The sequence below is a fragment of the Enterococcus sp. DIV0774 genome (assembly GCF_050539095.1).
GTDB classification, from domain to species: domain Bacteria; phylum Bacillota; class Bacilli; order Lactobacillales; family Enterococcaceae; genus Enterococcus; species Enterococcus faecalis.
This window is the reverse complement of the sequence record NZ_CP172923.1, coordinates 1452723-1477782: the sequence shown is the minus strand read 5'-3', so window position 1 is coordinate 1477782 and position 25060 is coordinate 1452723. Positions and strand designations below refer to the sequence as shown.

Sequence of the window (25060 nt, the reverse complement as noted above, 5' to 3'; positions counted from 1 at the left end):
AGATAAATGAGTTAGGAGAGTGAAATAGATGGAAGAGAAAAAAACATTTTATATGAGTGGCTACGTAGGAATTGCGAGCTTATTAGTTATTTTAATTGCGGGAATTGGTTTATTTATTTATGGAGCGAGTCATACTAATGGTGTTCTTGTTGTTTTAGGTATTATTTTGTTAGTTGGGGCTATTTTATTTTTAAGTTCCTTAACTATTGTTAGTCCCAACCAGGCGAAAGCTATTTTATTTTTTGGTCGTTACTTAGGTACGATTAAAGAAAATGGGTTGTTTATTACCATTCCATTTACGCAAAAAATGAACATTTCTTTGAAAGTACGAAATTTCAATAGTTCTCTATTAAAAGTCAATGACTCTGACGGGAATCCAATCGAAATCTCTGCGGTCATCGTTTTTCGGGTAGTCGATACAGCTAAGGCGTTATTTAATGTCGATTATTATCAAGACTTTGTGGAAATTCAAAGCGAAACGGCAATCCGGCATGTAGCAACACAATATCCTTATGACACTTTTTCAGATAATGATGTAACTCTGCGAGGAAATACCGAACAAATTTCCGAGGAGTTAACCAAAGAATTGCAAGAACGCTTAGCAGTGGCTGGTGTAGAGGTTATCGAAACACGGTTGAATCATTTAGCTTATGCAACTGAAATAGCTAGCTCCATGTTGCAAAGACAGCAAGCAAAAGCAATCTTAGCGGCTCGACAAACAATTGTTGAAGGTGCGGTAAGCATGACACAAATGGCCTTAGAACAGATTGAAGAAGGGCAAGAAATTAATTTTACCGATGAACGAAAAGTACAACTTATTAATAATTTACTAGTCTCAATCATTACTGATAAGGGCACACAACCAGTTATTAATACAGGCGACGTTTCTTCTTAAAGAGGAAGCAACGCTAAAAATATCAAAAAAGAGTCATCTTTCCGATGGCTCTTTTTTGATAAACACGAACATTATATAATTTTAATCTATAATATTTCGGTTTTTCTTTGACATCTCTTTTTCTCATTGTTAGAATAACAGTGAAAAAAGGCGGAAGGAGTTATTACATTCATGAAACCATTAGTCGCTGTGATTATGGGAAGTACCTCAGACTGGGCAACGATGAAAGCTGCTTGTCTTGTGTTGGAAGAGTTGGAAATTCCTTATGAAAAACGAGTGATATCAGCACATAGGACCCCTGATTTGATGTTTCGTTTTGCAGAGGAATCACGAACAAAAGGATTGAAGGTTATTATCGCTGGCGCTGGTGGAGCGGCCCATTTACCAGGGATGGTAGCTGCAAAGACAACCTTACCTGTCATTGGTGTTCCAGTTAAAACACGAACATTAAACGGTATTGATTCACTGTTGTCTATTGTGCAGATGCCAGGGGGAGTTCCTGTAGCAACAACTGCGATTGGCACAGCAGGTGCTACCAACGCTGGGTTATTAGCTGCAGAAATACTAAGTATTGATGATTTACAGTTAGCAGAAAGAATCCAAGCAAGACGACAATCATTGGAAAAAGCGGTTATGGAAAGTGGGGAACAACTTGAATAAACCTTTAAAAGTAGGAGCAACTATTGGCATTATAGGTGGGGGACAGTTAGGGCGAATGCTAGTCATGAGTGGTAAAAAAATGGGTTTCCAAATGATTGTGTTGGACCCAACGCTCAATAGTCCAGCTGGTCAAGTAGCTGACCGTCAAATTGTGGCAGCCTTTGATCAGATATCTGCTTTAACTGAACTAGCAGAGTTATGCGATGTGATCACCTATGAATTTGAAAATATTGAAGTGGCCTCCCTAGAAAAGGCCATTCCACTAGAAAAGTTGCCACAAGGAACAGAATTGTTAAAAATTACTCAAAATCGATTGCTTGAAAAAACGTTTCTTCAATCGATTGGCTGTAAGATTGCCCCTTTTGCGGAAGTGAAAAGTCAGAAAGAGCTGCCACAAGCAACAGAAAAGATTGGTTTTCCATGTGTCTTAAAAACTATTCAAGGGGGATACGATGGAAAAGGACAGGTCGTCTTAAAATGCGAAGAGGATTTCTCCCAAGCGACTGAATTATTAGCTAACGCTACTTGTGAATTAGAAAAGTGGGTGCCTTTCACTAAAGAACTTTCAATCATCGTTGCAGGGAATAAGCATGGTTACCAAAGCTTTCCTGCATCTGAAAACATTCATCGAAAGAATATCTTGCATGAATCAATTGTGCCAGCTCGAATTTCTGAGAATGTGCAACAAAAAGCAGCGGAATTGGCGCAACACATTGCTGAGGAATTAAATTTATCTGGGGTTTTAGCTATCGAACTGTTTTTAACGGATTCAGAAGAGTTGTACGTCAATGAATTAGCGCCACGGCCTCATAACTCAGGTCATTACTCTATTGAAGCTTGCTCATTTAGTCAATTTGATGCGCATATTCGAGGGATTAGCAATTGGGGCATTGGGTTACCCCAGTTACTTCAACCAGTGGTTATGGTGAATCTCTTAGGTGAACACTTAGAAAAAAGCTACCAGTTATGCACGTCAAAACCCACTTGGCAAGTCCATTACTATGGAAAAGCCGAATCAAAAGTTGGCAGAAAAATGGGCCACGTCACCATTACAACCCCTTGTTTATCAGAAACGTTAAAGGAAATTGAGACTGTTGGTATTTGGAACGTAACTTAATAAATGCTTGCTCCAAGCAAGTTTTTTATTTTTACATTCAACAAACACGAACGATTGTTGTTTTTTTGTAACTAATGTAAGTTTTTAACTGATGTGAATCAGCTGACTTAGAAAGAATAGCGTTCATGAAGCTAACGAGAAGAGGGAAAGAATGGAAAAGAAAGCACTTGTGTATACAGGAAAAGCGAAGAAGTTGTATCAAACAGAAAATGCAGCGGTTCTTTTTGTGGAATATCTTGATCAAGCAACAGCTTTAAACGGTCAAAAAAAAGACAAAGTTCTTGGGAAAGGCGCTTTAAATAATCAAATCACTAGTCTAATTTTTGAACATTTACAGCAACAGAAGATTCCCAATCATTTTATCAAAAAAGTATCTGAACACGAACAATTAATTCAGGCCGTAGAAATGATTCCTTTGGAAGTTGTCGTACGTAATTATGCGGCAGGAAGTTTTTCAAAGCGTTTAGCGATTGAAGAGGGCACTAAATTAGTGACGCCCATTATTGAATTTTATTACAAAGAAGATCGTCTGGATGATCCTTTTATTAACGAAGACCATATTCAATTTCTAAAAGTAGCCACTCCTGCTGAAATTGTGGAGATTAAAGCATTGGCTTTACAAATTAATCAGGCGCTTAGTCAACTCTTTCAACGCCTCAATATTTGTTTGATCGATTTTAAAATCGAGATTGGTCGGACGAAGGCCAATCAATTGTTACTGGCAGATGAAATTTCTCCAGACACCTGTCGTCTATGGGATTTAAACACAAACGAACATCTGGATAAAGATGTTTATCGCCGTGAATTAGGAGAAATAGTTCCTGTATATGAAGAAGTTTTACAACGTTTACTAACAGCTAATTGAGGAGGAAGCGCGTATGTATTTTGTCAAAGTCTATGTTACGTATAAAGAATCAATTTTGGATCCCCAAGGTGAAGCGGTTAAGGAAGCAGTCCATCGGCTTGGTTTTACAGAAGTAGCCGAAATCCGTGTCGGTAAGTATTTTGAAATGCACGTCCAGCAGACAGAAGCAATTGAAGAGAAAATTGAACAAATTTGTGATCAACTATTAGCCAATGTAAATATGGAATCCTATCGTTTTGAAATTTTATCTTTGGAGGAAATTTAAATGAAATTGGCAGTGATTGTTTTTCCAGGATCTAATTGTGATGCAGACTTATTGTGGGCTGTCAAAGAGGTGATGGGCGTCGATGCAGAATTTGTCCGACACGATGCCACTTCTTTAGCAAAATTTGATGGCGTGTTATTGCCGGGCGGTTTTTCTTATGGCGATTACTTACGTTGTGGTGCAATTGCTCGGTTTTCGCCAATTATCAATGAGGTGATTCGCTTTGCTACAGAAGGCAAAATGGTTTTTGGTACTTGTAATGGCTTTCAAATTTTAACAGAAATTGGCTTGCTTCCTGGTACGTTGTTAAGAAATGATTCGCTTCGTTTTATTTGTAAAAGTGTCCCATTGAAAGTGAATACGCACACAAAGTTTACAAGCGAGTATCCTGAAAATGTTTCGATACATTTACCAGTAGCGCATGGCGAAGGGAATTACTATTGTGATGAAAAAACGTTGAAAGAGCTGAAAGAAAAGAACCAAATTGTTTTTACGTATCAAGAAAAGGTGAACGGTAGTCTTGAGAATATTGCTGGTATTTGTAATGAACAGGGCAATGTTCTAGGAATGATGCCTCATCCGGAACGAGCGATGGAAGAATTGTTAGGTTCAACAGATGGACGCAGCTTTTTTGCTTCAATCATTAAAAACTTTGGAAAGGAATTAAGCCAATGATGAATGAACCAACACCAAAAGAAATCAAGGAGACACGGTTGTATGCAGAATGGGGACTAACAGATGAAGAATATCATCAGATTGAGACCATTTTGCAAAGAGAACCTAATTATACAGAAACTGGCTTATTCTCCGTGATGTGGAGTGAACATTGCTCTTACAAAAATTCCAAGCCCGTTTTAAAAAAGTTTCCGACGGAAGGGCCACAAGTGCTTCAAGGCCCTGGTGAAGGAGCTGGGATTGTCGATATTGGTGACGGATTAGCTGTTGTTTTTAAAGCAGAGAGCCATAATCATCCTTCTGCAGTAGAACCTTACGAAGGAGCAGCTACAGGCGTTGGTGGAATTATTCGCGATATTTTCAGTATGGGGGCGCGGCCGATTGCTTTACTGGATTCGCTAAGATTTGGCGAACTGACGGATGCACGAACACGTTATTTGTTTCAAGAAGTTGTGGCGGGGATTAGCGGTTATGGAAATTGTATTGGTATTCCAACCGTTGGCGGTGAAATTGCTTTTGAGCCATGTTATCAAGGAAACCCACTTGTTAATGCTATGTGTGTGGGATTGATTCGTCATGATGAGATTCAAAAAGGCCAAGCAAAAGGCGTCGGAAATAGCATTCTTTACGTAGGTGCGAAAACAGGACGAGATGGAATTCACGGTGCGACCTTTGCTTCAGAAGAATTTAGTGAAGGTGAAGAACAGCAACGATCTGCGGTACAAGTAGGTGATCCGTTTATGGAAAAATTATTATTGGAAGCTTGTCTTGATTTAATCAAAAATCATCAAGATATTTTAATCGGCATCCAAGATATGGGGGCGGCTGGCTTGGTTTCTTCAAGTGCTGAAATGGCATCAAAAGCAGGTTCAGGCTTGATTCTAGAGCTGGATAAAGTTCCGCAGAGAGAGACGCAGATGAGCCCCTATGAAATGCTCTTGTCTGAGTCCCAAGAACGGATGTTAATCTGTGTGGAAAAAGGAGCAGAACAGCAAGTTTGTGAATTGTTTCAAACGTATGACTTAGAAGCGGTAGCGATTGGCTCCGTAACAGATGATGGACAGTATCGTGTCTTTCACGGTGGCAAAATAGTCGCAGATGTACCAGTAGATGCTTTGGCAGAAGAAGCCCCTGTCTACCAGAAAGCCTATCAAGAACCAGAGCGGATGCGTGCTTTTAAAAAATTAGCGCCCTTCATTCCAGAAATTACGAATAGCACGGAATTATTAAAACGCCTATTGCAACAGCCAACGATTGCATCGAAAAAATCAGTTTACGAAACCTATGATAGTCAAGTACAAACGAATACAGTGGTGCAACCAGGAAGTGATGCAGCTGTTTTAAGAGTGCGGGGCACCAATAAAGCCTTAGCGATGACAACAGATTGTAATAGCCGTTATTTGTATTTAAATCCTGAAATTGGTGGGCAAATTGCGGTTGCAGAAGCAGCCCGTAATATTGTAGCAAGTGGAGCACAACCTTTGGCTATCACTGATTGTTTGAATTATGGTTCCCCTGATAAACCAGAAAGTTTTTGGGAATTATGGACGTCGGCGGATGGAATCGCCGCAGCCTGCCGTCAGCTAGGAACACCCGTGATTTCAGGGAACGTCTCTCTTTACAATGAAACAGATGGTCAAGCCATTTACCCTACGCCGATGATTGGCATGGTGGGCGTGATTGAAGATGTTTCACAAATTACCACACAAGCGTTTAAACAAGTTGATGACTTAATTTATCTCATCGGTGAAACCCACGCAGATTTTAACGGCTCAGAAATTCAAAAAATGCAACTGGGTCGAATTGAAGGGCAATTACGCTCATTTGATTTAAAAGAGGAAAAAGCAAACCAAGAATTAGTTTTAAAAGCAATTCAAGCAGGCCTAGTTGCTAGCGCGCATGATTGCGCTGAAGGCGGCATTGCCGTTGCTTTAGCCGAGTCGGCTTTTGCCAACGAACTGGGGCTACAAGTGACACTGCCATTAAAAAAAGAATATCTATTTGCGGAGACGCAATCCCGTTTTATTCTTTCAGTTAGTCCCCAGCATCAAGAAGCATTTGAAACACTTATCGGAAAAAAAGCCCAACATATTGGGAAAGTGACTGAAACTGGTTTGGTCATTCATGCGTTAGATGATGTGATCAATTGTTCAACAAAAGATGCCAAAGCCTTATGGGAGGATGCGATTCCATGTCTTATGAAGCAAAAAGCTTAAATGAAGAGTGTGGTATTTTTGGTATTTGGGGTCATCCTGATGCGGCACACGTGACCTATTTTGGTTTACACAGCTTACAGCATCGAGGCCAAGAAGGCGCAGGAATTGTGGCGAACAATTCTGGGAAATTAGATGGCCACCGTGATTTAGGTTTATTAGCAGAAGTATTCCAAAAGCAAGAACAACTGAATGCGTTAGAAGGAACGGCGGCTATTGGTCATGTACGCTATGCAACCGCTGGTACGGGTAGCGTGGATAATATTCAGCCATTTTTATTTAAATTTTATGATAGTCAAATTGGGTTAGCACACAATGGCAATTTGACAAATGCCAAGCGTTTACGAAAACAACTAGAAAGAGAAGGCGCTATTTTTCATTCCAATTCAGACACTGAAATTTTAATGCACTTGATTCGAAAAAGCACTGCTGCCTCGTTTCTCGATAAATTAAAAGAGAGCTTGAATTTGGTTAAGGGTGGCTTTGCTTATCTTTTATTAACAGAAACGATGATGATTGCTGCACTGGATCCCAACGGCTTTCGCCCTCTCTCCATCGGACAAATGAACAATGGGGCGTACGTTGTGGCATCCGAAACGTGTGCATTAGAAACAGTTGGGGCTCGCTTTATTCAAGATGTGGCGCCTGGTGAAGTAGTCATCATTTCTGATGAAGGCTTGAAAATAGAGGTTTTCACTACGGAAGTCCAACCGGCAATTTGTGCAATGGAATATATTTATTTTGCACGACCAGATTCAAATATTGCTGGAGTTAATGTGCATACAGCTCGTAAAAGAATGGGGAAGAACTTGGCAATCGAAAGTCCAGTCGCAGCTGATATGGTAATTGGTGTACCGAACTCGTCATTGTCTGCAGCTAGCGGCTATGCAGAAGAAGCACAGATACCTTACGAACTAGGTTTAGTAAAAAATCAATATGTCGCTCGAACATTCATCCAGCCGACACAAGAATTAAGAGAACAAGGTGTCCGTATGAAACTATCGGCAGTTCGTGGCGTGGTCAAAGGAAAAAAAGTCATTTTAGTAGATGATTCGATTGTTCGCGGGACCACTATTCGGCGCATTATTCATTTATTAAAAGAAGCAGAAGCGCAAGAAGTTCATGTCAGAATTGCTTCACCGCCATTAAAATATCCGTGTTTTTATGGCATTGATATACAGACGAGGGACGAACTAATTGCGGCAAACTATTCAATTGAAGAGATCAAAGAGCAGATTGGCGCAGATTCGCTGGCTTTTTTGAGTGAAGCAGGGCTGATTGATGGGATTCAATTAAATTATGATGCTCCTTATTCTGGGCTGTGTATGGCTTACTTTAATGGAGACTATCCAACGCCTTTGTATGATTATGAAGAACAATATCAAGCATCCTTGAAAAAAGAAACTAGGAGGAATTGACATGGAAAATGCCTATTCAAAAGCTGGCGTAAATGTTGAGGCAGGATACGAAGTAGTGGAACGAATTCAAAAGCATAGCCAAAAGACACAACGGACGGGAACGTTGGGCATGCTTGGTGGTTTTGGTGGTTGTTTTGATTTAAGTAGTTACAAGCTTAAAGAACCAGTTTTGGTATCAGGAACGGATGGCGTAGGCACAAAGTTACTCTTGGCAATTGAAGAACAGAGACACGAGACAATCGGAATTGATTGTGTAGCAATGTGTGTCAATGATGTCGTCGCACAAGGCGCCGAACCGTTATATTTTTTAGATTATTTAGCGTTAGGGACCGTTAATCCAGCTAAAGTTGAAGCAATTGTTGCGGGTGTTGCGGCTGGCTGTTGTGAGGCGAATGCAGCCTTAATTGGGGGCGAAACAGCTGAAATGCCTGATATGTATGAAGCAGATGCTTATGACGTGGCTGGTTTTGCCGTGGGTATTGCTGAGAAAAGTCAACTCTTGACTCCAAGTAACGTAAAAGAAGGCGATTTCTTGATTGGTCTTCCTTCAAGTGGTCTTCATTCTAATGGTTACTCTTTAGTAAGAAATGTTTTTTTTAAGAAACATTCGTTTAAAACAACGGACGAGCTTCCAGAATTGGCACCCAAAACGTTAGGGGAAGAATTATTAACACCAACAAAAATTTATGTGAAGGAATTATTGCCATTGTTAAAAGCAGGACTCGTGCATGGGGCTGCGCATATTACTGGCGGCGGGTTTTTAGAAAATCTACCAAGAATGTTTTCTTCCGCATTAGCTGCAGAGATTCAATTAAATAGTTGGCCAGTGCTACCAATTTTTAAATTGCTTCAAAAATACGGTGAAATTCCACCTGAAGAAATGTATGAAATTTTCAATATGGGCTTAGGAATGATTTTAGCGGTGAGTCCAGAGCATGTTGAAAAAGTTCAGGAGCTTTTGCCAGAAGCTTTTGAAATTGGTCGTTTGGTACCTAGGAAAACGAAAGCCGTTATTTTTAAGGAAGCCTTATGAAGATAGCTGTTTTTGCATCTGGCAATGGTAGCAATTTTGAGGCGATTGCTGCAGCTTTTTCCCAGAAAAAAATCGCAGGGCAGTTGAGCTTAGTCTTTTGTGACCAGCCTGAAGCCCATGTATTGACCCGTGCCCAAAAGCGCAAGATTCCCGTTGTTTGCTTTTCGCCATCTGATTTTCCATCTCGTGGGCAGTATGAAGAACAAGTATTGAAACATTTAAAAGAGCATCAGATCGATTTAATCGTGTTAGCTGGTTATTTGAGAATTATCGGCAAGACTTTACTGGAGACTTATCCAAAGAGAATCGTCAATATTCATCCTTCTCTGTTACCTAGTTTTCCAGGTCTTCACGGAATTGAAGAGGCATTTCATTATGGAGTGAAAATAACAGGAATCACTATCCATTATGTTGACTCTGGGGTTGATACAGGACCGATTATTTTCCAAACAACCACCAAGATTGATACTGAAGATACATTGGACACATTAACAGAGAAAATTCATGCTCTTGAGCACGAATGGTACCCAAAAATAATTTCACAAATTGTAAAGGAGACAATGAAATGACCAAAAGAGCATTGATTAGCGTTTCAGACAAAACAGGAGTGACAACATTTGCAGCAGGCTTAGTTGCAAATGGCTTTGAAGTTATCTCCACTGGGGGAACAAGGACTGTCTTAGAAGAAGCGGGGGTACCGACACTTGCTATTGACGACATCACTGGCTTTCCAGAAATGTTAGATGGTCGTGTCAAAACGTTACATCCGAATATCCATGGCGGACTTTTGGCAAAAAGGGGAAACCAAGCGCATCAAAAAGCACTGACTGAACAAGGCATTCATTTTATTGACCTTGTAGTAGTGAATCTTTATCCATTTAAAGAAACAATTTTAAAACCAGCAATCTCTGAAGCAGAAGCGATTGAAATGATTGATATTGGCGGTCCTAGCATGTTACGTTCAGCGGCAAAAAATTATCAAGACGTAACAGCAGTGGTTGATCCTAGTGATTATGAACAGGTATTAAGTGAAATTAGCAGCACTGGAACTAGCCAGTTAGCCACTAGAAAAAGATTAGCAGCAAAAGTCTTTCGTCATACCGCTGCTTATGACGCGCTTATCGCTGACTATTTAACGACGCAAGTGGGTGAAACTGAACCAGAGAAACAGACGCTTACTTATGAACGTAAGCAAACATTGCGTTATGGCGAAAATAGCCATCAACAAGCCACCTTTTATCAATCCGTTGTACCTGTATCATTATCCATTGCTTCCGCTCGACAACTTCATGGCAAAGAACTGTCATATAACAACATTCGAGATGCTGATGCAGCACTCCGGATTGCTAGCGAGTTTACAGAACCTACGGTCGTCGCTGTTAAACATATGAACCCATGTGGAATTGGAACAGGAAAAACGATTTTGGCAGCCTATCGTCAGGCATTTGAAGCAGATCCAGTTTCAATTTTTGGTGGCATTGTTGTTTTGAATCGTCCAGTGGACCAAGCGACTGCGGCTGAAATGCATCAAATCTTTTTAGAGATAATTATTGCGCCTAGTTTTGAGGAAGAAGCTTTGGCACTGTTATCTCAGAAAAAGAATCTTCGTTTGTTAACGTTAGATTTTCATGCTCAAGAAAAAAAAGCGGTGGAATTAGTTTCTGTTATGGGCGGGTTATTAATTCAAGAACAGGATACAGTTGTTGAAAATGACCAAGCATGGCAAGTTGTTACAGAGCGCCAACCCACACCAGCTGAAAGAGACGCATTGAACTTTGCTTGGAAAGCAGTCAAGCATGTAAAATCAAATGCTATTGTTTTAGCCAATGAAAGCCAAACGGTGGGGATTGGCGCTGGTCAAATGAATCGAATTGGGTCAGTAAAAATTGCAGTTGATCAAGCCCAAGCAGCTGGAAAATTACAAGGGGCCGTCTTAGCAAGTGATGCCTTTTTCCCCATGGCAGATAGCGTGGAATATGCTGCACAACATGGTATTCAAGCAATTATTCAGCCAGGCGGGAGCATTAAAGATCAAGCATCAATTGATCTAGCGAATCATTATGGTATTGCGATGATTTTTACTGGGACTCGTCATTTCAAACATTAATTTTTAAAGGAGAAACCGATGAATATATTAGTGATTGGGCGTGGTGGTCGTGAACATGCAATCGCCAAAAAATTACAGCGAGAAGACAAAGTCAAGACTGTTTATTGTGCACCAGGTAATCCTGGTATGAGTGGTGATAATATTCGGACCGTACCTATCAGTGAAGAGCAGCAAACGGAACTAATTCAATTTGCGAAGGATAATCAGATTGATTGGACATTCGTCGGACCAGAAACGCCATTAATTGAAGGGATTGTAGACGCCTTTCAAGCAGCGGGATTACTGATTTTTGGCCCGACGAAAGCAGCTGCAATAATTGAAGGTTCAAAAAGTTTTGCGAAAGATTTTATGCAAAAATACCAGATTCCAACGGCGGAATATCGGGTCTTTCGACGTTTGGCACCTGCCTTAGAATATATTGAACAGCAAGGAGTACCAATTGTTATTAAGGCAGATGGTTTGGCAGCTGGAAAAGGAGTAGTAGTTGCCGAAACAAAAGCAGCCGCAAAACGGGCGCTAGTTGCGATGATGGAGGACCAACAATTTGGAGCAAGCGGTCAAACGGTTGTAATCGAAGAATTTTTGCAAGGAGAAGAATTTTCCTTAATGGCTTTTGTTTCTAATGAGAAGGTATATCCGATGGTGATTGCTCAAGATCATAAGCGGATTTTCGATGGGGATGCTGGTCCGAATACAGGGGGGATGGGCGCTTATACACCAGTGCCTCAGGTCCCAGAAGAAGCGGTTCAGCAAGCCATTAGCCAAGTCCTGAAACCGACTGCTAAAGGAATGGTGGCTGAAAAACGTCCGTTTCAAGGGATTTTATATGCTGGTTTAATCCAAACAGCAACTGGCCCCAAGGTTATTGAATTTAATGCTCGATTTGGGGATCCAGAAACACAAGTTGTGTTGGCACGTTTAGAGAGTCCCCTTTCAGAAATAATTTCTTCATTGCTGGTGAAAGAGCAACCAACGATTGCATGGAATGAGTTAGCGAGTGTTGGTGTTGTTGTAGCAGCAGAAGGCTATCCTAATCAATATAAGACAAATCTACCATTGCCAGAAATGTCTGGTGCAACCATCTATTATGCAGGGGTAACTCGTTCAGAACAGGCTCTGGTTTCGGCTGGCGGACGAATCTTTTTAGCAGAAGCAACTGCTTCGACTCTTGAAGAAGCCCGCAAAAAAGTTTATCAAACATTGGATAATTACTCATTTCCTGGAATGTACTACCGAAAAGATATAGGTGTGAAAGGCTTGATTTAGGATTTTCAAAAACAGAGGCAAGGACATTTAATCGAATGTTTCCTTGTCTTTTTTTTATTGCAAATTCAGATAGGGAGGCATAAACTGAAAGTATATCCATCATTAAACTAAAGGAGAAAGCTAAGATAATGAGAAACAAGCAGATTGAAAAAGTTAGTCAGGGGTTGTTTATTGTTACAAGTGTCTTGGCAGTCTGTTTACTGTTATTAAGTGCGGTGGTTTATCCTGATTTACCAGCTCATGTGCCCATTCATGTGAATTTTTGGGGCGAGGGGAATTCGTTTGGCCCAAGATCTAGTATATTTATGTGGCCAGCGGTCCTGTTTGGCTTGAGTATTTATCAACGAAGTTATCAATCAGTACAACCATATGGCAGATGGCTGAAGGTATTATTAATCATTGTTAATCTTGGCGCTTTGTTTAGTATTCTGCGTCTATTTATTCATTTGTTGATTTGAAGGGGTCGAAAGGTGAGAAAATTAGAAAGTTAATTTTAGTTTTTGTGGGTTGTGCCATGGCCTTTTGTTTATGGCCTAATCAAGCGGCGGCTGTAGCTGGTGGCTATGGCGGCGGGCGTGTAGAAAGTCCTAGCGGAGGTAATCCCTCGAATGGTTTTTCGCCAAGCGGTGATGGATCAAGAAGTTATGTTCATCATAACGAGACCGGGACCAGCAACACAACGCCACTGGAAGGCTTAATTTCAACAGTGTTTTTTGTTCTTTTTGGGGGCACGATGATTTGGCAAAGACGCCGTAGAAATCAACCAGTCGATGAAGGAGCTTTTCAAGAAATGTGGGCAGCATTACCTGGAACATCAAAAGAAAAAAAGGCACTCTTAAAAGAAATACAACAAACGTTTTTAGAAATACAACAAGCGTGGGATCAAGAAAACTTGTCTGTGGTCAAAGATAACTATACAGAAAAACTTTATCAAAAACATCTTGCAGTATTACAAGCAAATCAACAAGTGGGCATCAGAAATCATGTGAAAAAAGTGAAAGTAGCGCCAGCTTCGAATTATCATCATATTAGTGAAACGAGTTTTTCACTGATGCTTCATTTTTCTTGTATTGACTACGAGGAAGATACTCAAAGCGGTCGTGTTTTATCGGGATACAAGCATCAAAAACAATATTTTTCACAACTTTGGTATTTTGATTACAATCCATCTCTTGGAAAATGGCAAGCAGACTTCATTCAACCTAAAGGATAGTGCTAAAAAGCGCTTGGGGTTTAAATCCCAAGCGCTTTTTTATTCTTCGATGCGTTTTACAAGCTGTATTTTTTTATTTAATACGTAAATCAGGATACCGCCGACGGTCATTGAAAGAAGTTCACCAAGTCCAACGGTCAACCATGTGTACCAAAAAGGTAACTGATAAAAGAACGTTAAGGGTCCGGCGACAGTGAACATGGACAAAGCAAAAAGAATGGCCGTCAGCATTAGTTTAATCAATAAATTTTGCTGATTTTTTGTCGCAAAATAGGCAATCCATAAGACTGCGCACGTTCCAGCACTACCGATGACTATATCGATGATACCAAGAGGCGAAGCGGTGTTGGCAATCGCAACCCCTAACGTAATGGACCAGATATATCGCTTGTTAAAAACGCCTAAATAATTAAATAATTCGGCAAGACGAAGCTGTATCGGACCAAAACTAAGCGGAGCGAGAAGTACAGTGACAACGACATACAAAGCGGTAACTAGCGCCATTTTAGCCAAAGCCGTAGCTGACCACGTACTGGTTTGTGGATTTGATGAATGATTCATTTAAGATTCTCCTTTATAAAACAACGACGTGTTTTAGTGATAACCATAACCAAAGGAAGGGCAGTAAAGCCAACTGAAGTGTTATGGTGTGAGTTGCCTCACTGTGTTACATGTTACTGAAGAACAGACACTCTGTAAAGTCTTTTTATTTCATGGTCCAACCACCATCGATGGTCATAACTGTGCCATGGATATAATCAGAGTCATCACTAGCTAGAAATAATGAAAGTTTTGCTACTTCTTGTGGCTGTGCCCAACGGCCCGCGGGTGTTTCACGTGCTACCCAAGTAGCCATTTCGCCTTCTCCTGCAAAATCAGCTGCGTTCATGGGTGTTTGGATGGCACCTGGCGCAATCGCATTTGCTCGAATGCCTAATTTGGCATAATCGTAGGAAAGTTGTTTTGTATACCCGATGATTGCGTGTTTGGAGGCAGTGTACGCTGCGCCGCCGCCCCCAGCTACTAAGCCAGCGATAGATGCCATATTAACGATTACTCCTTTTTTTTGTTGGAGGAAATAAGGTAATAGAGCATTGGTCACTAAAAAGACACTTTTTAAATTGGTTGCTAAAATTTGATCCCATAAAGCTTCCGAAGTTTCTAGAGAAGGACGATAATCATCTAAAATACCTGCCGTATTTAATAAAATATCAATTTGGCCGTTGTTTTTCACAATTTGTTTCATCGTGGCTTGCACAAATGAGGGAGAAGACACATCACCGACAAAATAAGTAAATGGCTTAGTAGAATCTGGGTTAACCAGTGCGGCTGTCTGCTTTAACCCCGTTTCGTCTAGGTCGATGCCAATAACTTCAGCACCTTGCTCGGCAAAGGCAATTGCTTGTGCTTGGCCAATCCCTGAAGCTGCACCAGTTACAAGCACCCGTTTTGTTTCAAATTCTTTTGGCATAAGAAAAACTCCTTTAAACATTTAAAAATTAAGGTCTGGAAGAACGAGCAATCGCCGTAATCTGCCAGACCTTATGTGTGTAGTTATGCTTCAACAATCACCCAATCTTCTGCTAAGACATCACAAGGTGTTGGTGAAAACATGCTGTAGCCTTCATCAGAAGTTTTGATTAAAAAATACGGGGTAACTTGTAAAAATTCACCTTCGGAGGTGCCAATTTCATCACGTAATTCAATAAAAAGTTCAAAACCGCTCCAGCCTTTACGTACGACTTTTTTTCCTGCTTTAATCTGTGGCAATACTTCTTCAAATGTCATTTGATTGTGCTCCTTTTTCGTTAAATGGTAGTTCGTGATAGCTCGTTGCGCCTTTTTCAATTGTCAACTGACCGTTAAGTAGATCCGTCATTTCAGCTATAAATGTTTCTGTTGCTTGTTCATCTACTAAACAAATTAACTGAATAGACTCTGTGTAAATAGTTTCTTTAAGCGTGTAGGGACTATGTTCCAAAAAGGCTTGGGCTTTTCCTAATAAAGGATAGGCGATCGTAATCAATAGTTCTTGTTGCAATTTGCCAATGACTAAACCAATTTCATCTAAAGTGTGGGAAAGAGCATGACTATATGCTCGGATTAAACCGCCAGCGCCTAATTTTATTCCGCCAAAATAACGAGTGACAACAGCCACTACGTTGATTAACTCTTTTTTCTTTAAGACTTCTAGCATTGGAACACCAGCAGTGCCACTAGGTTCGCCGTCATCGCTGCTCCGCTGAATGTCATTTTTTTCGCCGATCACAAAAGCACTACAATTATGATTGGCTTTCCAATGTTCTTTTTTTATTGCGGCGATAAAGGCTTTTGCTTCTTCTTCTGATGTTACGCGCTTTACAGAACAGATAAACCGCGATTTCTTGATTTCAATCTCGCTGAAACCATCTTGTTTGACTGTAATATAGCTTTCTAACATATGGGCATCCTTTTCTCTCGTAATAAAGTCAGTATAAAAAAGAATCAACTGAATAGCAACTTTTTCTCTCATCTTTTTTGTGAGATTTTTGGAAAAAAACGTTATAATAAGGTATGATAGAGAAAAGGGAGGCGCTGGAAAATGGTACATACACGACAGAAAAAATATGATACAATTACTCATTATTTGAAAACGAATGGCGGTTCCCAAGTTACTTTGACCTTTACTCAGTTTGATGAATTGTTATTCCCTCATTCTGGTTTACCAAAAACTGCTAAGACAGATGTCGATTGGTGGGCGAACGATTATAAGCATCCAGAAAAGGGCGCTTATGGTTGGTTGAATGCGAGTTACCAAGCAGTTCAAGTGAATTTGGAAAAAGAATATGTGGTATTTAATAAATTGCTGAAGTCAGCATGGTACGTTTAAACCAAGATTGTATCCGCTTTAAAAAACAAGAATGATTGACAAAAATTAACTTTACACTATAATATTTTTAATAGATAATGTTGAAAATTGAAAAAGGCAATGGTAAAAGGGGCTGTTAAAATGTCAAAAAAAACAATTATGTTAGTTTGCTCCGCTGGAATGAGTACTAGTTTACTTGTTACAAAAATGCAAAAAGCAGCATTTAATCAAGGCTTAGATGCCCATATATTTGCGGCTTCTGCATCGGAAGCAGAAACGAATTTAGAAAATAATCCAGTCGATGTGTTATTGTTAGGTCCACAAGTTCGTTATATGAAGAGTGATTTTGAAAAGCGTCTATCACCAAAAGGTATCCCAACAGATGTCATTAGCATGTCTGATTACGGCTTAATGAACGGGGAAAAAGTGTTGGAACAAGCCTTGGGTTTGTTAGCACAAGCAGATAAAAAAGAGTAAAAACAAGTTGTTTTTTCGAGAATTTTCGAAAAAGCAACTTGTCTTTTTTTATGACTTTAGTTAATTGGAATTGAGCTGAAACAGTCATTCTAGTTTATCAGTTCCATAAATTATAGAGCCGAAATTAGTCCTGTGAGCTAGAGAAAGACAACTGTCTTTAATTTTTTACTTTAATCTAGATACTAAAAAAACATACTTAACAATCTATTTTCTGAATAATGAACGCCTTTTTCCGTAGTCTGAAAGTTGTAATTCAAAGAATGATTAACAATATTTTTATATACGAGTCATTATAGTATGGCATAAGCATTTCGAATAACAGACTTATTCAGCAAATAAATGAGAGAGAATTCTGTTTTTGTTGTTTAAAAATAATGAGGTTATTTCATAAGGCATACTTTCTTCATACGTGATTTCTAAAGGACTATCTTTATCAAAAGAAATAATTTGTGAGTCAGGCATTGCTAGTAATATAGGTGAATGAGAGACAATAATAAACTGAGACCCCTCATCAATTAGTTTTTTTATAGATATCATTAAGGCTAGTTGGCGTTGAGGTGAGAGAGCCGCTTCAGGTTCATCTAACAGGTACAGACCATTTCCTCTAAACCGATGGTTCACCAGATTCAAAAAACTTTCGCCGTGTGATTGATGATGTAGGGATTTATCGCCATATTCAGAAAAATCTAAGTCTATATTTTCTGCATATGTAGCAACATTGTAGAAACTTTCAGCTCTTAAAAAGAAGCCATCCGTAGCACGCTTTACACTTTTTGCAACAGTTAAATAATTATGTAAATCCAAGTGAGTATCGTTTGTAGAGAAATTAAAATTAATACTACCGCCTTCAGGATTAAATCCCCAATTGACTGCGATTGCTTCTAGTAAAGTGGATTTTCCAGTTCCATTTTCACCTGAAAAAAAAGTAATAGGTTTTTTAAAATTTAGTGAATTAAATTTATTCAGCCCTTCAATTTTTGAAAAAACAGAATCTTCTTCAAAAGCTTTGAGTTCTAGTCTTTTTAAAAAAATATTTTCCATGATAAAGCTTGCTCCTCTCTAGTCTTTTCAAATTAAAGCTTGAATTACTAGATATACTTTAACATTAATTTTTCTTTAAAGGTAGATAAATTTGTTTATAAAAAATCTGCATATAGGTAAGTCGAAAGTAGAAGATTCGTGTAAACAATAAAGCGTATCAAGAGTTTGTTTAGTAGGTAACGACTAGATAAGAATAGAAAGATAACGGTGGGAGATCTCCTTTTTCGTAAAAAAGCTAGAGAAATGCGTATTTTATAAATGAGGTGGTTAACATGGAAGATTTGCATGGACGTAAAATAATTCTTGAAGAAACAGAACGTTCAATACAGACAAAACTGGTTTATTTACCAACAATGTTAGAGCGTTCACCCCTAACAATTCAATGTCAGCGGTGCGGGGAAGTCGTATCCAAAAAAGAAAACAGACTGGCGACAAATGTATACTACTGTCATGCATGCATTCAATTAGGCCGTGTGACTTCTTGTCAAAAATTTTGTCATTTACCAGAAAGGCCCAATAGCCCAAGAACTGTCTTTTTTGAGTGGTCTGGACAATTAACAAAGGGACAGCAAGCGATCTCAGTTGAACTTTGTGAGACGGTAAAAATAAGGGAGAATCGCTTAGTGTGGGCAGTTACAGGTGCAGGCAAAACAGAAATGTTATTTGCTGTTTTGCACCAAACCTTACAAGAAGGGGGACGAATTGCGCTGGCTTCGCCGCGTGTCGATGTTTGCTTAGAACTGTTTCCCAGAATCCAAGCGGTTTTTCCTCACGAAGCAATTGCTTTACTTCACGGAAACAGTCAAGAACCGTATCGTTATACGAAACTAGTGATTTGCACCACCCATCAATTATTGAAATTCCATCAAGCATTTGATTTACTTATCGTTGATGAAGTCGACTCTTTTCCTTTTGTTAATAACGAGCATCTTTATTATGGAGTGCGTAACGCACGAAAAAAAAGAAGTAGTTTGGTGTACTTAACAGCAACCCCTACGAAAGAATTACGGAAGCTTTTACAGCAAAAGAAGTTAGCAGCCAGTATTTTGCCAGCAAGATATCATCGTAGGCCATTACCTGTGCCACGCCGATTTTGGGTTCAGTCGTGGCAACGTCTTTCTAGCAAAAATATTAAAATCATTGCACATCATTTGAAACGTTTATTGGTGCGTAATTCAGTTTTACTATTTTGCCCAAGCATTTCATTAATTCACCAATTGCATGCATTAATAGCTGAGCGATTTTCCGACAAAGAAGTTGTCGCCGTTTATGGTAGTGATGAGCTTCGCCTGGAAAAAGTTCAAGCAATGCGTCAGCAGAAAACGGATATTTTGATCACTACAACCATTTTAGAACGTGGTGTGACTTTTGATGCAGTCTCAGTTATTGTTTATGGTGCCAATCATCGAGTCTTCACTTCTTCAACACTTGTCCAAATTGCGGGCCGAGTCGATCGAAGACAAGAATTCAATTACGGCGAAGTTTTATTTTTACATGATGGGGAAACAAGAGACATGAAAGAGGCAATTCGGCAAATAAAGCAAATGAATCGCTTGGCTAGCAAACGAGGGATGTTAGATGGATTGTAAAAATTGCGCAAGCCCCATTCGTTTGGAGATAACATTAAAAATGCTCTTACGTTTTAAAAAATGGGCGAGGCCTTCACTTTGCCAGCACTGCCAAGCAAAGTTCCAGAAACTGCCAATGACAGGGACTTGTTTTGGCTGTAGCCGAGTCAGCCAAGAGCATTATTGTTTTGATTGTCAAAGGTGGCAGCTGCTTTATCCAGAGTATTCTTTTCATAATACAGCGTTGTTTCATTATGATGAAGGAATGCAAGAGTGGATGGAGCGCTATAAATTTCAAGGAGACTATCGCTTAAGAACGTGTTTTAATGAGGAAATCAACTTTTACTTTCGGCAACAATCTGTGGACTATATTATTCCGGTGCCCTTATCCGAAAAGCGAATGCAAGAACGAGGCTTCAACCAAGTAATTGGCTTACTAGAAGCGGCTGATGTTCCGTACAGCCCTTTTTTAATTAGAAAAGAGGAAAATGTTCCGCAATCTAAGAAAACTAGAAAGGAAAGGATGCAGTTGCAACAACCATTTGCCATCCAAAAAGAAAACCAAAAAAAATTAAAAAATTGTTCTGTTATTTTGGTGGATGACATCTATACCACTGGACGAACTCTTTTCCACGCAGCTGCTGTTATCAATGACTGTTATCCTAAAAGTTTGAATACGTTTACTCTCGCGCGGTAAAAAGAAAAGAATTCATAAATTTGATGACTATTTTGTTGGCAAAACCCAGATTATTCGATATAATGAAATTAAGAAGAAGGGAATTAAAGAGTGGTCCTTTAATCTTTTCTTTACTGGTAGATGAAAGGGGTAATTGTTATGTTTAGATATAATGTACGTGGAGAAAATATCGAGGTAACCGAAGCGATTCGAGACTATGTTGAGAAAAAAGTCGGTAAATTAGAAAGATATTTCAGCGATTCACCTGAAGCAACGGTTCACGTGAATTTGAAAGTGTACACTGAAAAAACAGCCAAAGTCGAGGTTACTATTCCTCTTCCTTATCTAGTTTTACGAGCTGAAGAAACGTCACCTGATTTATACGCAAGTATTGATTTGGTTGTCGATAAATTAGAACGACAAATTCGTAAATTTAAAACAAAAATCAACAGAAAATCTCGTGAAACAGGACGTAACAATACAAAAGCCGCTGTCTTCTTAGTTGGTGAAGAAACAGAAGAAACACCTTCAGAATTAGACATCGTTCGTACAAAACGTCTATCATTAAAACCGATGGACAGTGAAGAAGCTGTTTTACAAATGAACATGTTAGGACACAACTTCTTTATTTTTGAAGATGCTGAAACAAATGGAACAAGCATTGTTTACCGTCGTAAAGATGGCAAATATGGCTTGATTGAAACAGACTAAAGCTTAAAATAAGAGCTGAAATGCCTTCGTGCATTTCAGCTCTTTAAACATCTTTAAAGCACGGAGTAAAGAAAAAATAAAGAAATACATAAAATAACTTTAAAAGTTCCTCTTTTAAAGGAAAATGTCTGCAAAATAGAGAGAAATGGTTTTCTTTCTCGTCAAGTAATGATAAAATAAAACGGATAGATTGTGCTTCTTGTACAAAAAGGATACAAAAATAAAAAGAGGTAATTGAAAGGAACACAGATACCAATGGCAAATTTTTTGAAAAAAATGATCGAAAACGATAAAAAAGAATTAAGACGATTAGAAAAAATCGCCGATAAAATTGATGCACATGCAAGTGCAATGGAACAACTAAGCGATGAACAATTACGTGAAAAAACAGATGAATTTAAAGCCCGTTATCAAAAAGGGGAAACCTTAGACGAACTATTACCAGAAGCATTTGCGGTTGTCCGTGAAGCTGCTAAACGAGTACTAGGTTTATTCCCATACCGTGTCCAATTAATGGGTGGGATTGTGCTTCATGACGGGAACATTCCTGAAATGAGAACAGGTGAAGGGAAAACCTTGACTGCCACAATGCCTGTATACTTGAATGCACTATCTGGCGAAGGAGTACACGTTGTTACAGTTAATGAATACTTAGCAACCCGTGACTCTAACGAAATGGGAGAATTATATAATTTCTTAGGCTTAAGCGTTGGCTTAAACATTAACTCTAAATCTTCTGATGAAAAACGTGAAGCATATAACTGTGATATCACTTATAGTACAAATAACGAATTAGGATTTGACTATTTGCGTGATAACATGGTTGTTTATCGCAGCCAAATGGTTCAACGTCCATTAAACTATGCAATTGTCGATGAAGTGGATTCAATCTTAATTGATGAAGCAAGAACCCCATTAATTATTTCTGGACAAGCTGAAAAATCGACAGCACTCTATACGCGTGCCGATAATTTTGTCAAACGCTTAAAAGAAGACGAAGATTACAAAATTGATATTCAGTCTAAAACAATTGGTTTAACAGAAGCAGGGATTGAAAAAGCTGAAGAAACTTTCGGATTGGATAACCTTTACGATATTGAAAATACAGCATTAACGCACCATTTAGATCAAGCGTTACGGGCAAACTATATCATGTTATTAGACATTGATTACGTGGTGCAAGACAATAAAGTCTTAATTGTTGACCAATTTACTGGTCGTATCATGGATGGTCGTCGTTATTCTGATGGCTTACATCAAGCGATTGAAGCAAAAGAAGGCGTCGAAATTGAAGATGAAACAAAAACAATGGCGACGATTACGTTCCAAAACTACTTCCGGATGTACAAAAAACTAGCCGGGATGACTGGTACTGCTAAAACAGAAGAAGAAGAATTCCGTGAAATTTACAATATTCAAGTCATTCAAATCCCAACCAATCGTCCAATTATCCGTGACGATCGTCCAGATTTACTTTATCCAACCTTGGAAAGTAAATTTAACGCAGTAGTGGAAGATATTAAAGAACGTTACCACAAAGGGCAACCAGTGTTGGTAGGGACTGTTGCGGTAGAAACATCAGAATTACTTTCTGATAAATTAAACGCAGCTAAAATTCCTCATGAAGTATTGAATGCGAAAAATCACTTTAAAGAAGCCGAAATCATTATGAACGCCGGTCAAAAAGGCGCAGTTACAATTGCAACAAATATGGCTGGTCGTGGAACGGATATTAAACTTGGTTTAGGTGTACTTGAACTAGGTGGTCTAGCGGTTATCGGGACAGAACGTCATGAGTCACGTCGTATTGATAATCAGTTGCGTGGACGTGCAGGACGTCAAGGGGATCCAGGGGTTTCACAATTTTATTTATCTTTAGAAGATGACTTAATGAAACGCTTTGGTTCAGAACGAATTAAAACATTCTTAGAACGAATGAATGTGCAAGAAGAAGATGCAGTTATTCAAAGTAAAATGTTTACTCGCCAAGTAGAGTCTGCTCAAAAACGTGTGGAAGGAAATAACTATGACACACGTAAAAATGTCTTACAATACGATGACGTGATGCGCGAGCAACGTGAAGTTATTTATGCGCAACGACAAGAAGTAATTATGGAAGAAAATGACTTGTCTGATGTATTGATGGGCATGGTAAAACGGACGATTGGCCGAGTGGTGGATAGCCATACACAATTAGAAAAAGAAGAATGGAATTTAGATGGGATTGTCGATTTTGCAGCCTCAACACTTGTCCATGAAGATACGATTTCTAAAAAAGATTTAGAAAATAAATCAGCTGAAGAAATCAAAGACTACTTAGTGGCACGTGCGCAAGAAGTATTTGAAGAAAAATCTCAACAATTGAATGGCCAAGAACAATTGCTAGAATTTGAAAAAGTAGTCATCTTGCGTGTTGTCGATACTAAATGGACAGATCACATTGATGCAATGGATCAATTACGCCAATCTGTCGGCTTACGTGCGTACGGTCAAAACAACCCATTAGTAGAATATCAAACAGAAGGTTATTCTATGTATAACAATATGGTGGGTTCAATCGAATATGAAGTAACACGTTTATTCATGAAATCGGAAATTCGCCAAAATGTCCAACGTGAGCAAGTAGCTCAAGGACAAGCGGAACATCCAGAAACAGAACAAGATGCAGCTGCACAAAGCAACACAAGTGCGAAGCGTCAACCTGTGCGTGTAGATAAAAAAGTGGGCCGTAATGATTTATGCCCATGCGGAAGTGGCAAAAAATTCAAAAATTGTCATGGAAGAAACGCTTAATTAAAGAAAAAACGCAGGGTGGGGCATTTTGTCCCGCCTTTGCTCTTTTTACAATAAAGAGAAAGAAGGAATCATTTTGGAAAACCCAGAAATTCGTACATTATTAGACGAAATGACACAAAAAATTACTAGCTTCAGGAGGTCTCTTTGACTTAGACCAGTTAGAAGAAGACATTGCCGAGGCGGAAAATCGGATGGGAGAACCTGGTTTTTGGGACAACACAGAAACGGCTCAAAAGCTAATTAACGAAACCAATAGTTTGAAAGAAAAATATCAACAATTTCATCAGCTCTCTGAGGAACTGGACGAATTAACGGTGATGTTTGAATTACAACAAGAAGAATATGATGCAGAGATTCAAGAAGAATTGGAAGAAAGAATTCATCTCTTGCAAGAACGTTTAACAACGTATGAGCTATCCTTACTACTAAATGAGCCATATGATCATAATAACGCCCTAATTGAATTACACCCTGGTGCCGGTGGTACTGAATCACAAGATTGGGGAAGTATGCTTTTACGAATGTATACACGTTGGGCAGAAAGTCACGGTTTCCAAGTTGAAACGTTGGATTACCAAGCTGGAGATGAAGCAGGGATTAAAAGTGTCACCTTATTAATCAAAGGTTACAATGCTTATGGCTACCTAAAATCTGAAAAAGGTGTCCATCGTCTTGTGCGGATTTCGCCCTTTGATTCCGCCAAACGCCGTCATACTTCGTTTTGTTCAGTTGATGTAATGCCTGAATTAGACGATACAATAGAGATTGCGATCAATCCAGATGACTTAAAAATTGATACCTATCGAGCAAGTGGTGCCGGTGGTCAGCATATTAATAAAACAGAATCGGCTGTTCGAATCACACATATTCCAACAGGTACCGTTGTCGCAAGCCAAGCACAACGTTCTCAATTAAAAAACCGTGAGCAAGCAATGAGTATGTTAAAAGCCAAATTATATCAATTGGAAATGGAAAAGAAAGCCCAAGAAGCAGCAAGTTTACGTGGTGAACAAATGGAAATTGGCTGGGGCTCACAAATCCGTTCTTACGTGTTCCATCCGTATTCAATGGTCAAAGACCATCGGACAAATTACGAAACCGGCAATGTACAAGCTGTGATGGATGGAGACCTTGATGGTTTCATTGATGCCTACTTAAAACAGCGCTTAAGTTAAGCTCTTCATTAAATTGAAATAAAAATGTAACTTAATGCAAG

The 25060-nt window shown here is 39.2% G+C and carries 26 protein-coding genes; 21 read left to right on the top strand and 5 right to left on the bottom strand.

Annotation, left to right across the window (positions count from 1 at the left end; translation table 11 throughout):
- Window positions 1-28 precede the first annotated feature (28 nt).
- The 14 genes from IGL86_RS07230 (at window position 29) to IGL86_RS07165 (ending at window position 13727) form a co-directional block, all read left to right on the top strand.
- A complete protein-coding gene (locus IGL86_RS07230; RefSeq protein ID WP_002357267.1) occupies window positions 29-895 on the top strand; it encodes an SPFH domain-containing protein in 867 nt (288 codons plus the stop codon).
- Between the two features lie 171 nt (window positions 896-1066).
- Window positions 1067-1555, top strand: coding sequence for a 5-(carboxyamino)imidazole ribonucleotide mutase (purE, locus tag IGL86_RS07225; protein WP_016616893.1), 489 nt, complete (start codon window positions 1067-1069; stop codon window positions 1553-1555).
- Window positions 1548-2672 carry a 5-(carboxyamino)imidazole ribonucleotide synthase gene (purK, locus tag IGL86_RS07220; protein WP_010707495.1) on the top strand — a complete coding sequence of 375 codons (1125 nt, stop codon included), beginning with the start codon at window positions 1548-1550 and terminating at the stop codon, window positions 2670-2672. Before purE ends, purK begins: the two co-directional genes overlap by 8 nt.
- 151 nt (window positions 2673-2823) lie before the next feature.
- Window positions 2824-3537, top strand: a complete 714-nt coding sequence (gene purC, locus IGL86_RS07215) for a phosphoribosylaminoimidazolesuccinocarboxamide synthase (protein WP_002357270.1) — start codon at window positions 2824-2826, stop codon at window positions 3535-3537.
- 13 nt (window positions 3538-3550) lie between these two features.
- Window positions 3551-3802 carry a phosphoribosylformylglycinamidine synthase subunit PurS gene (purS, locus tag IGL86_RS07210; protein ID WP_002357271.1) on the top strand — a complete coding sequence of 84 codons (252 nt, stop codon included), beginning with the start codon at window positions 3551-3553 and terminating at the stop codon, window positions 3800-3802.
- Window positions 3803-4477: a phosphoribosylformylglycinamidine synthase subunit PurQ gene (gene purQ / locus IGL86_RS07205; protein ID WP_033625010.1), complete on the top strand. Its 675-nt coding sequence runs from the start codon at window positions 3803-3805 to the stop codon at window positions 4475-4477. It abuts the gene before it with no gap.
- Window positions 4474-6693 carry a phosphoribosylformylglycinamidine synthase subunit PurL gene (gene purL, locus IGL86_RS07200; protein WP_016616891.1) on the top strand — a complete coding sequence of 740 codons (2220 nt, stop codon included), beginning with the start codon at window positions 4474-4476 and terminating at the stop codon, window positions 6691-6693. Before purQ ends, purL begins: the two co-directional genes overlap by 4 nt.
- Complete coding sequence (gene purF, locus IGL86_RS07195; RefSeq protein ID WP_016616890.1) at window positions 6669-8108, top strand: amidophosphoribosyltransferase; 1440 nt, start codon at window positions 6669-6671, stop codon at window positions 8106-8108. The genes purL and purF overlap by 25 nt, the downstream gene beginning before the upstream one ends.
- A 1-nt stretch (window position 8109) precedes the next feature.
- Window positions 8110-9141: a phosphoribosylformylglycinamidine cyclo-ligase gene (gene purM, locus IGL86_RS07190; RefSeq protein ID WP_016616889.1), complete on the top strand. Its 1032-nt coding sequence runs from the start codon at window positions 8110-8112 to the stop codon at window positions 9139-9141.
- Window positions 9138-9710, top strand: coding sequence for a phosphoribosylglycinamide formyltransferase (gene purN, locus IGL86_RS07185; RefSeq protein ID WP_016616888.1), 573 nt, complete (start codon window positions 9138-9140; stop codon window positions 9708-9710). Before purM ends, purN begins: the two co-directional genes overlap by 4 nt.
- The gene (gene purH / locus IGL86_RS07180) at window positions 9662-11248 is read left to right on the top strand and encodes a bifunctional phosphoribosylaminoimidazolecarboxamide formyltransferase/IMP cyclohydrolase (protein ID WP_016616887.1); all 1587 of its coding nucleotides are present in this window, start codon (window positions 9662-9664) and stop codon (window positions 11246-11248) included. Before purN ends, purH begins: the two co-directional genes overlap by 49 nt.
- 18 nt (window positions 11249-11266) lie before the next feature.
- On the top strand, window positions 11267-12514 hold the full coding sequence (gene purD / locus IGL86_RS07175; RefSeq protein ID WP_033625760.1) for a phosphoribosylamine--glycine ligase: 1248 nt from the start codon (window positions 11267-11269) through the stop codon (window positions 12512-12514).
- 128 nt (window positions 12515-12642) lie between these two features.
- Window positions 12643-12972 carry a DUF1648 domain-containing protein gene (locus tag IGL86_RS07170; RefSeq protein ID WP_002369279.1) on the top strand — a complete coding sequence of 110 codons (330 nt, stop codon included), beginning with the start codon at window positions 12643-12645 and terminating at the stop codon, window positions 12970-12972.
- Window positions 12969-13727 (top strand): TIM44-like domain-containing protein, encoded by a 759-nt coding sequence (locus IGL86_RS07165; protein WP_033625758.1) that lies wholly within the window; start codon window positions 12969-12971, stop codon window positions 13725-13727. The genes IGL86_RS07170 and IGL86_RS07165 overlap by 4 nt, the downstream gene beginning before the upstream one ends.
- 39 nt (window positions 13728-13766) lie before the next feature.
- On the opposite strand, the gene IGL86_RS07160 is transcribed toward IGL86_RS07165, so the two are convergent.
- The 4 genes from IGL86_RS07160 to IGL86_RS07145 all read right to left on the bottom strand — a co-directional run bounded on the left by IGL86_RS07160 (window position 13767) and on the right by IGL86_RS07145 (window position 16239).
- On the bottom strand, window positions 13767-14288 hold the full coding sequence (locus tag IGL86_RS07160; RefSeq protein WP_002385866.1) for a QueT transporter family protein: 522 nt from the start codon (window positions 14286-14288) through the stop codon (window positions 13767-13769).
- 145 nt (window positions 14289-14433) lie between these two features.
- Window positions 14434-15219, bottom strand: coding sequence for a 3-oxoacyl-ACP reductase (locus IGL86_RS07155; protein WP_025188830.1), 786 nt, complete (start codon window positions 15217-15219; stop codon window positions 14434-14436).
- 62 nt (window positions 15220-15281) lie between these two features.
- Entirely contained in the window at window positions 15282-15515 is a 234-nt protein-coding gene (locus IGL86_RS07150; RefSeq protein WP_002374694.1) for a DUF2829 domain-containing protein, read from the bottom strand.
- Entirely contained in the window at window positions 15505-16239 is a 735-nt protein-coding gene (locus IGL86_RS07145; protein WP_016616883.1) for a YigZ family protein, read from the bottom strand. The genes IGL86_RS07150 and IGL86_RS07145 overlap by 11 nt, the downstream gene beginning before the upstream one ends.
- A gap of 69 nt (window positions 16240-16308) precedes the next feature.
- Between IGL86_RS07145 and IGL86_RS07140 the strand changes: the two genes are divergently transcribed.
- Both IGL86_RS07140 and IGL86_RS07135 read left to right on the top strand, forming a co-directional pair.
- Window positions 16309-16596 (top strand): DUF7662 domain-containing protein, encoded by a 288-nt coding sequence (locus IGL86_RS07140; RefSeq protein ID WP_430605583.1) that lies wholly within the window; start codon window positions 16309-16311, stop codon window positions 16594-16596.
- Window positions 16597-16716: 120 nt separating this feature from the next.
- Complete coding sequence (locus IGL86_RS07135) at window positions 16717-17052, top strand: PTS sugar transporter subunit IIB (protein ID WP_002360150.1); 336 nt, start codon at window positions 16717-16719, stop codon at window positions 17050-17052.
- A gap of 324 nt (window positions 17053-17376) precedes the next feature.
- Here IGL86_RS07135 and IGL86_RS07130 read toward each other — a convergent pair whose 3' ends face one another.
- Entirely contained in the window at window positions 17377-18093 is a 717-nt protein-coding gene (locus IGL86_RS07130; protein ID WP_010712529.1) for an AAA family ATPase, read from the bottom strand.
- A gap of 272 nt (window positions 18094-18365) precedes the next feature.
- On the opposite strand from IGL86_RS07130, the gene IGL86_RS07125 reads away from it, so the two are divergent.
- The 5 genes from IGL86_RS07125 to prfB all read left to right on the top strand — a co-directional run bounded on the left by IGL86_RS07125 (window position 18366) and on the right by prfB (window position 25019).
- Window positions 18366-19682, top strand: coding sequence for a DEAD/DEAH box helicase (locus tag IGL86_RS07125; protein ID WP_033625757.1), 1317 nt, complete (start codon window positions 18366-18368; stop codon window positions 19680-19682).
- Window positions 19672-20358 (top strand): ComF family protein, encoded by a 687-nt coding sequence (locus IGL86_RS07120; protein WP_033625755.1) that lies wholly within the window; start codon window positions 19672-19674, stop codon window positions 20356-20358. The genes IGL86_RS07125 and IGL86_RS07120 overlap by 11 nt, the downstream gene beginning before the upstream one ends.
- Window positions 20359-20496: 138 nt before the next feature.
- Complete coding sequence (gene hpf, locus IGL86_RS07115) at window positions 20497-21048, top strand: ribosome hibernation-promoting factor, HPF/YfiA family (RefSeq protein WP_002357293.1); 552 nt, start codon at window positions 20497-20499, stop codon at window positions 21046-21048.
- A gap of 255 nt (window positions 21049-21303) precedes the next feature.
- Window positions 21304-23841 (top strand): preprotein translocase subunit SecA, encoded by a 2538-nt coding sequence (gene secA / locus IGL86_RS07110; protein ID WP_002420121.1) that lies wholly within the window; start codon window positions 21304-21306, stop codon window positions 23839-23841.
- Between the two features lie 76 nt (window positions 23842-23917).
- A protein-coding gene (prfB, locus tag IGL86_RS07105) for a peptide chain release factor 2 (RefSeq protein ID WP_111997025.1) occupies window positions 23918-25019 on the top strand; the annotation gives its coding sequence in 2 pieces (ribosomal slippage) (window positions 23918-23989 and window positions 23991-25019; 1101 coding nt in all).
- Window positions 25020-25060 lie beyond the last annotated feature (41 nt).

Bases quoted from the DNA above. Each gene is read 5' to 3' on its own strand.
- IGL86_RS07155 (WP_025188830.1), bottom strand. From the start codon at position 15,219: ATGTTTAAAGGAGTTTTTCTTATGCCAAAAGAATTTGAAACAAAACGG.
- purE (WP_016616893.1), top strand. From the start codon at position 1,067: ATGAAACCATTAGTCGCTGTGATTATGGGAAGTACCTCAGACTGGGCA.
- purQ (WP_033625010.1), top strand. From the start codon at position 3,803: ATGAAATTGGCAGTGATTGTTTTTCCAGGATCTAATTGTGATGCAGAC.
- purC (WP_002357270.1), top strand. From the start codon at position 2,824: ATGGAAAAGAAAGCACTTGTGTATACAGGAAAAGCGAAGAAGTTGTAT.
- IGL86_RS07170 (WP_002369279.1), top strand. From the start codon at position 12,643: ATGAGAAACAAGCAGATTGAAAAAGTTAGTCAGGGGTTGTTTATTGTT.
- hpf (WP_002357293.1), top strand. From the start codon at position 20,497: ATGTTTAGATATAATGTACGTGGAGAAAATATCGAGGTAACCGAAGCG.
- IGL86_RS07150 (WP_002374694.1), bottom strand. From the start codon at position 15,515: ATGACATTTGAAGAAGTATTGCCACAGATTAAAGCAGGAAAAAAAGTC.
- IGL86_RS07140 (WP_430605583.1), top strand. From the start codon at position 16,309: ATGGTACATACACGACAGAAAAAATATGATACAATTACTCATTATTTG.
- IGL86_RS07130 (WP_010712529.1), bottom strand. From the start codon at position 18,093: ATGGAAAATATTTTTTTAAAAAGACTAGAACTCAAAGCTTTTGAAGAA.
- purN (WP_016616888.1), top strand. From the start codon at position 9,138: ATGAAGATAGCTGTTTTTGCATCTGGCAATGGTAGCAATTTTGAGGCG.
- IGL86_RS07125 (WP_033625757.1), top strand. From the start codon at position 18,366: ATGGAAGATTTGCATGGACGTAAAATAATTCTTGAAGAAACAGAACGT.
- purL (WP_016616891.1), top strand. From the start codon at position 4,474: ATGATGAATGAACCAACACCAAAAGAAATCAAGGAGACACGGTTGTAT.
- IGL86_RS07145 (WP_016616883.1), bottom strand. From the start codon at position 16,239: ATGAGAGAAAAAGTTGCTATTCAGTTGATTCTTTTTTATACTGACTTT.
- IGL86_RS07120 (WP_033625755.1), top strand. From the start codon at position 19,672: ATGGATTGTAAAAATTGCGCAAGCCCCATTCGTTTGGAGATAACATTA.
- IGL86_RS07160 (WP_002385866.1), bottom strand. From the start codon at position 14,288: ATGAATCATTCATCAAATCCACAAACCAGTACGTGGTCAGCTACGGCT.
- purS (WP_002357271.1), top strand. From the start codon at position 3,551: ATGTATTTTGTCAAAGTCTATGTTACGTATAAAGAATCAATTTTGGAT.
- IGL86_RS07230 (WP_002357267.1), top strand. From the start codon at position 29: ATGGAAGAGAAAAAAACATTTTATATGAGTGGCTACGTAGGAATTGCG.
- IGL86_RS07135 (WP_002360150.1), top strand. From the start codon at position 16,717: ATGTCAAAAAAAACAATTATGTTAGTTTGCTCCGCTGGAATGAGTACT.
- secA (WP_002420121.1), top strand. From the start codon at position 21,304: ATGGCAAATTTTTTGAAAAAAATGATCGAAAACGATAAAAAAGAATTA.
- purH (WP_016616887.1), top strand. From the start codon at position 9,662: ATGGTACCCAAAAATAATTTCACAAATTGTAAAGGAGACAATGAAATG.
- purF (WP_016616890.1), top strand. From the start codon at position 6,669: ATGTCTTATGAAGCAAAAAGCTTAAATGAAGAGTGTGGTATTTTTGGT.
- purM (WP_016616889.1), top strand. From the start codon at position 8,110: ATGGAAAATGCCTATTCAAAAGCTGGCGTAAATGTTGAGGCAGGATAC.
- purD (WP_033625760.1), top strand. From the start codon at position 11,267: ATGAATATATTAGTGATTGGGCGTGGTGGTCGTGAACATGCAATCGCC.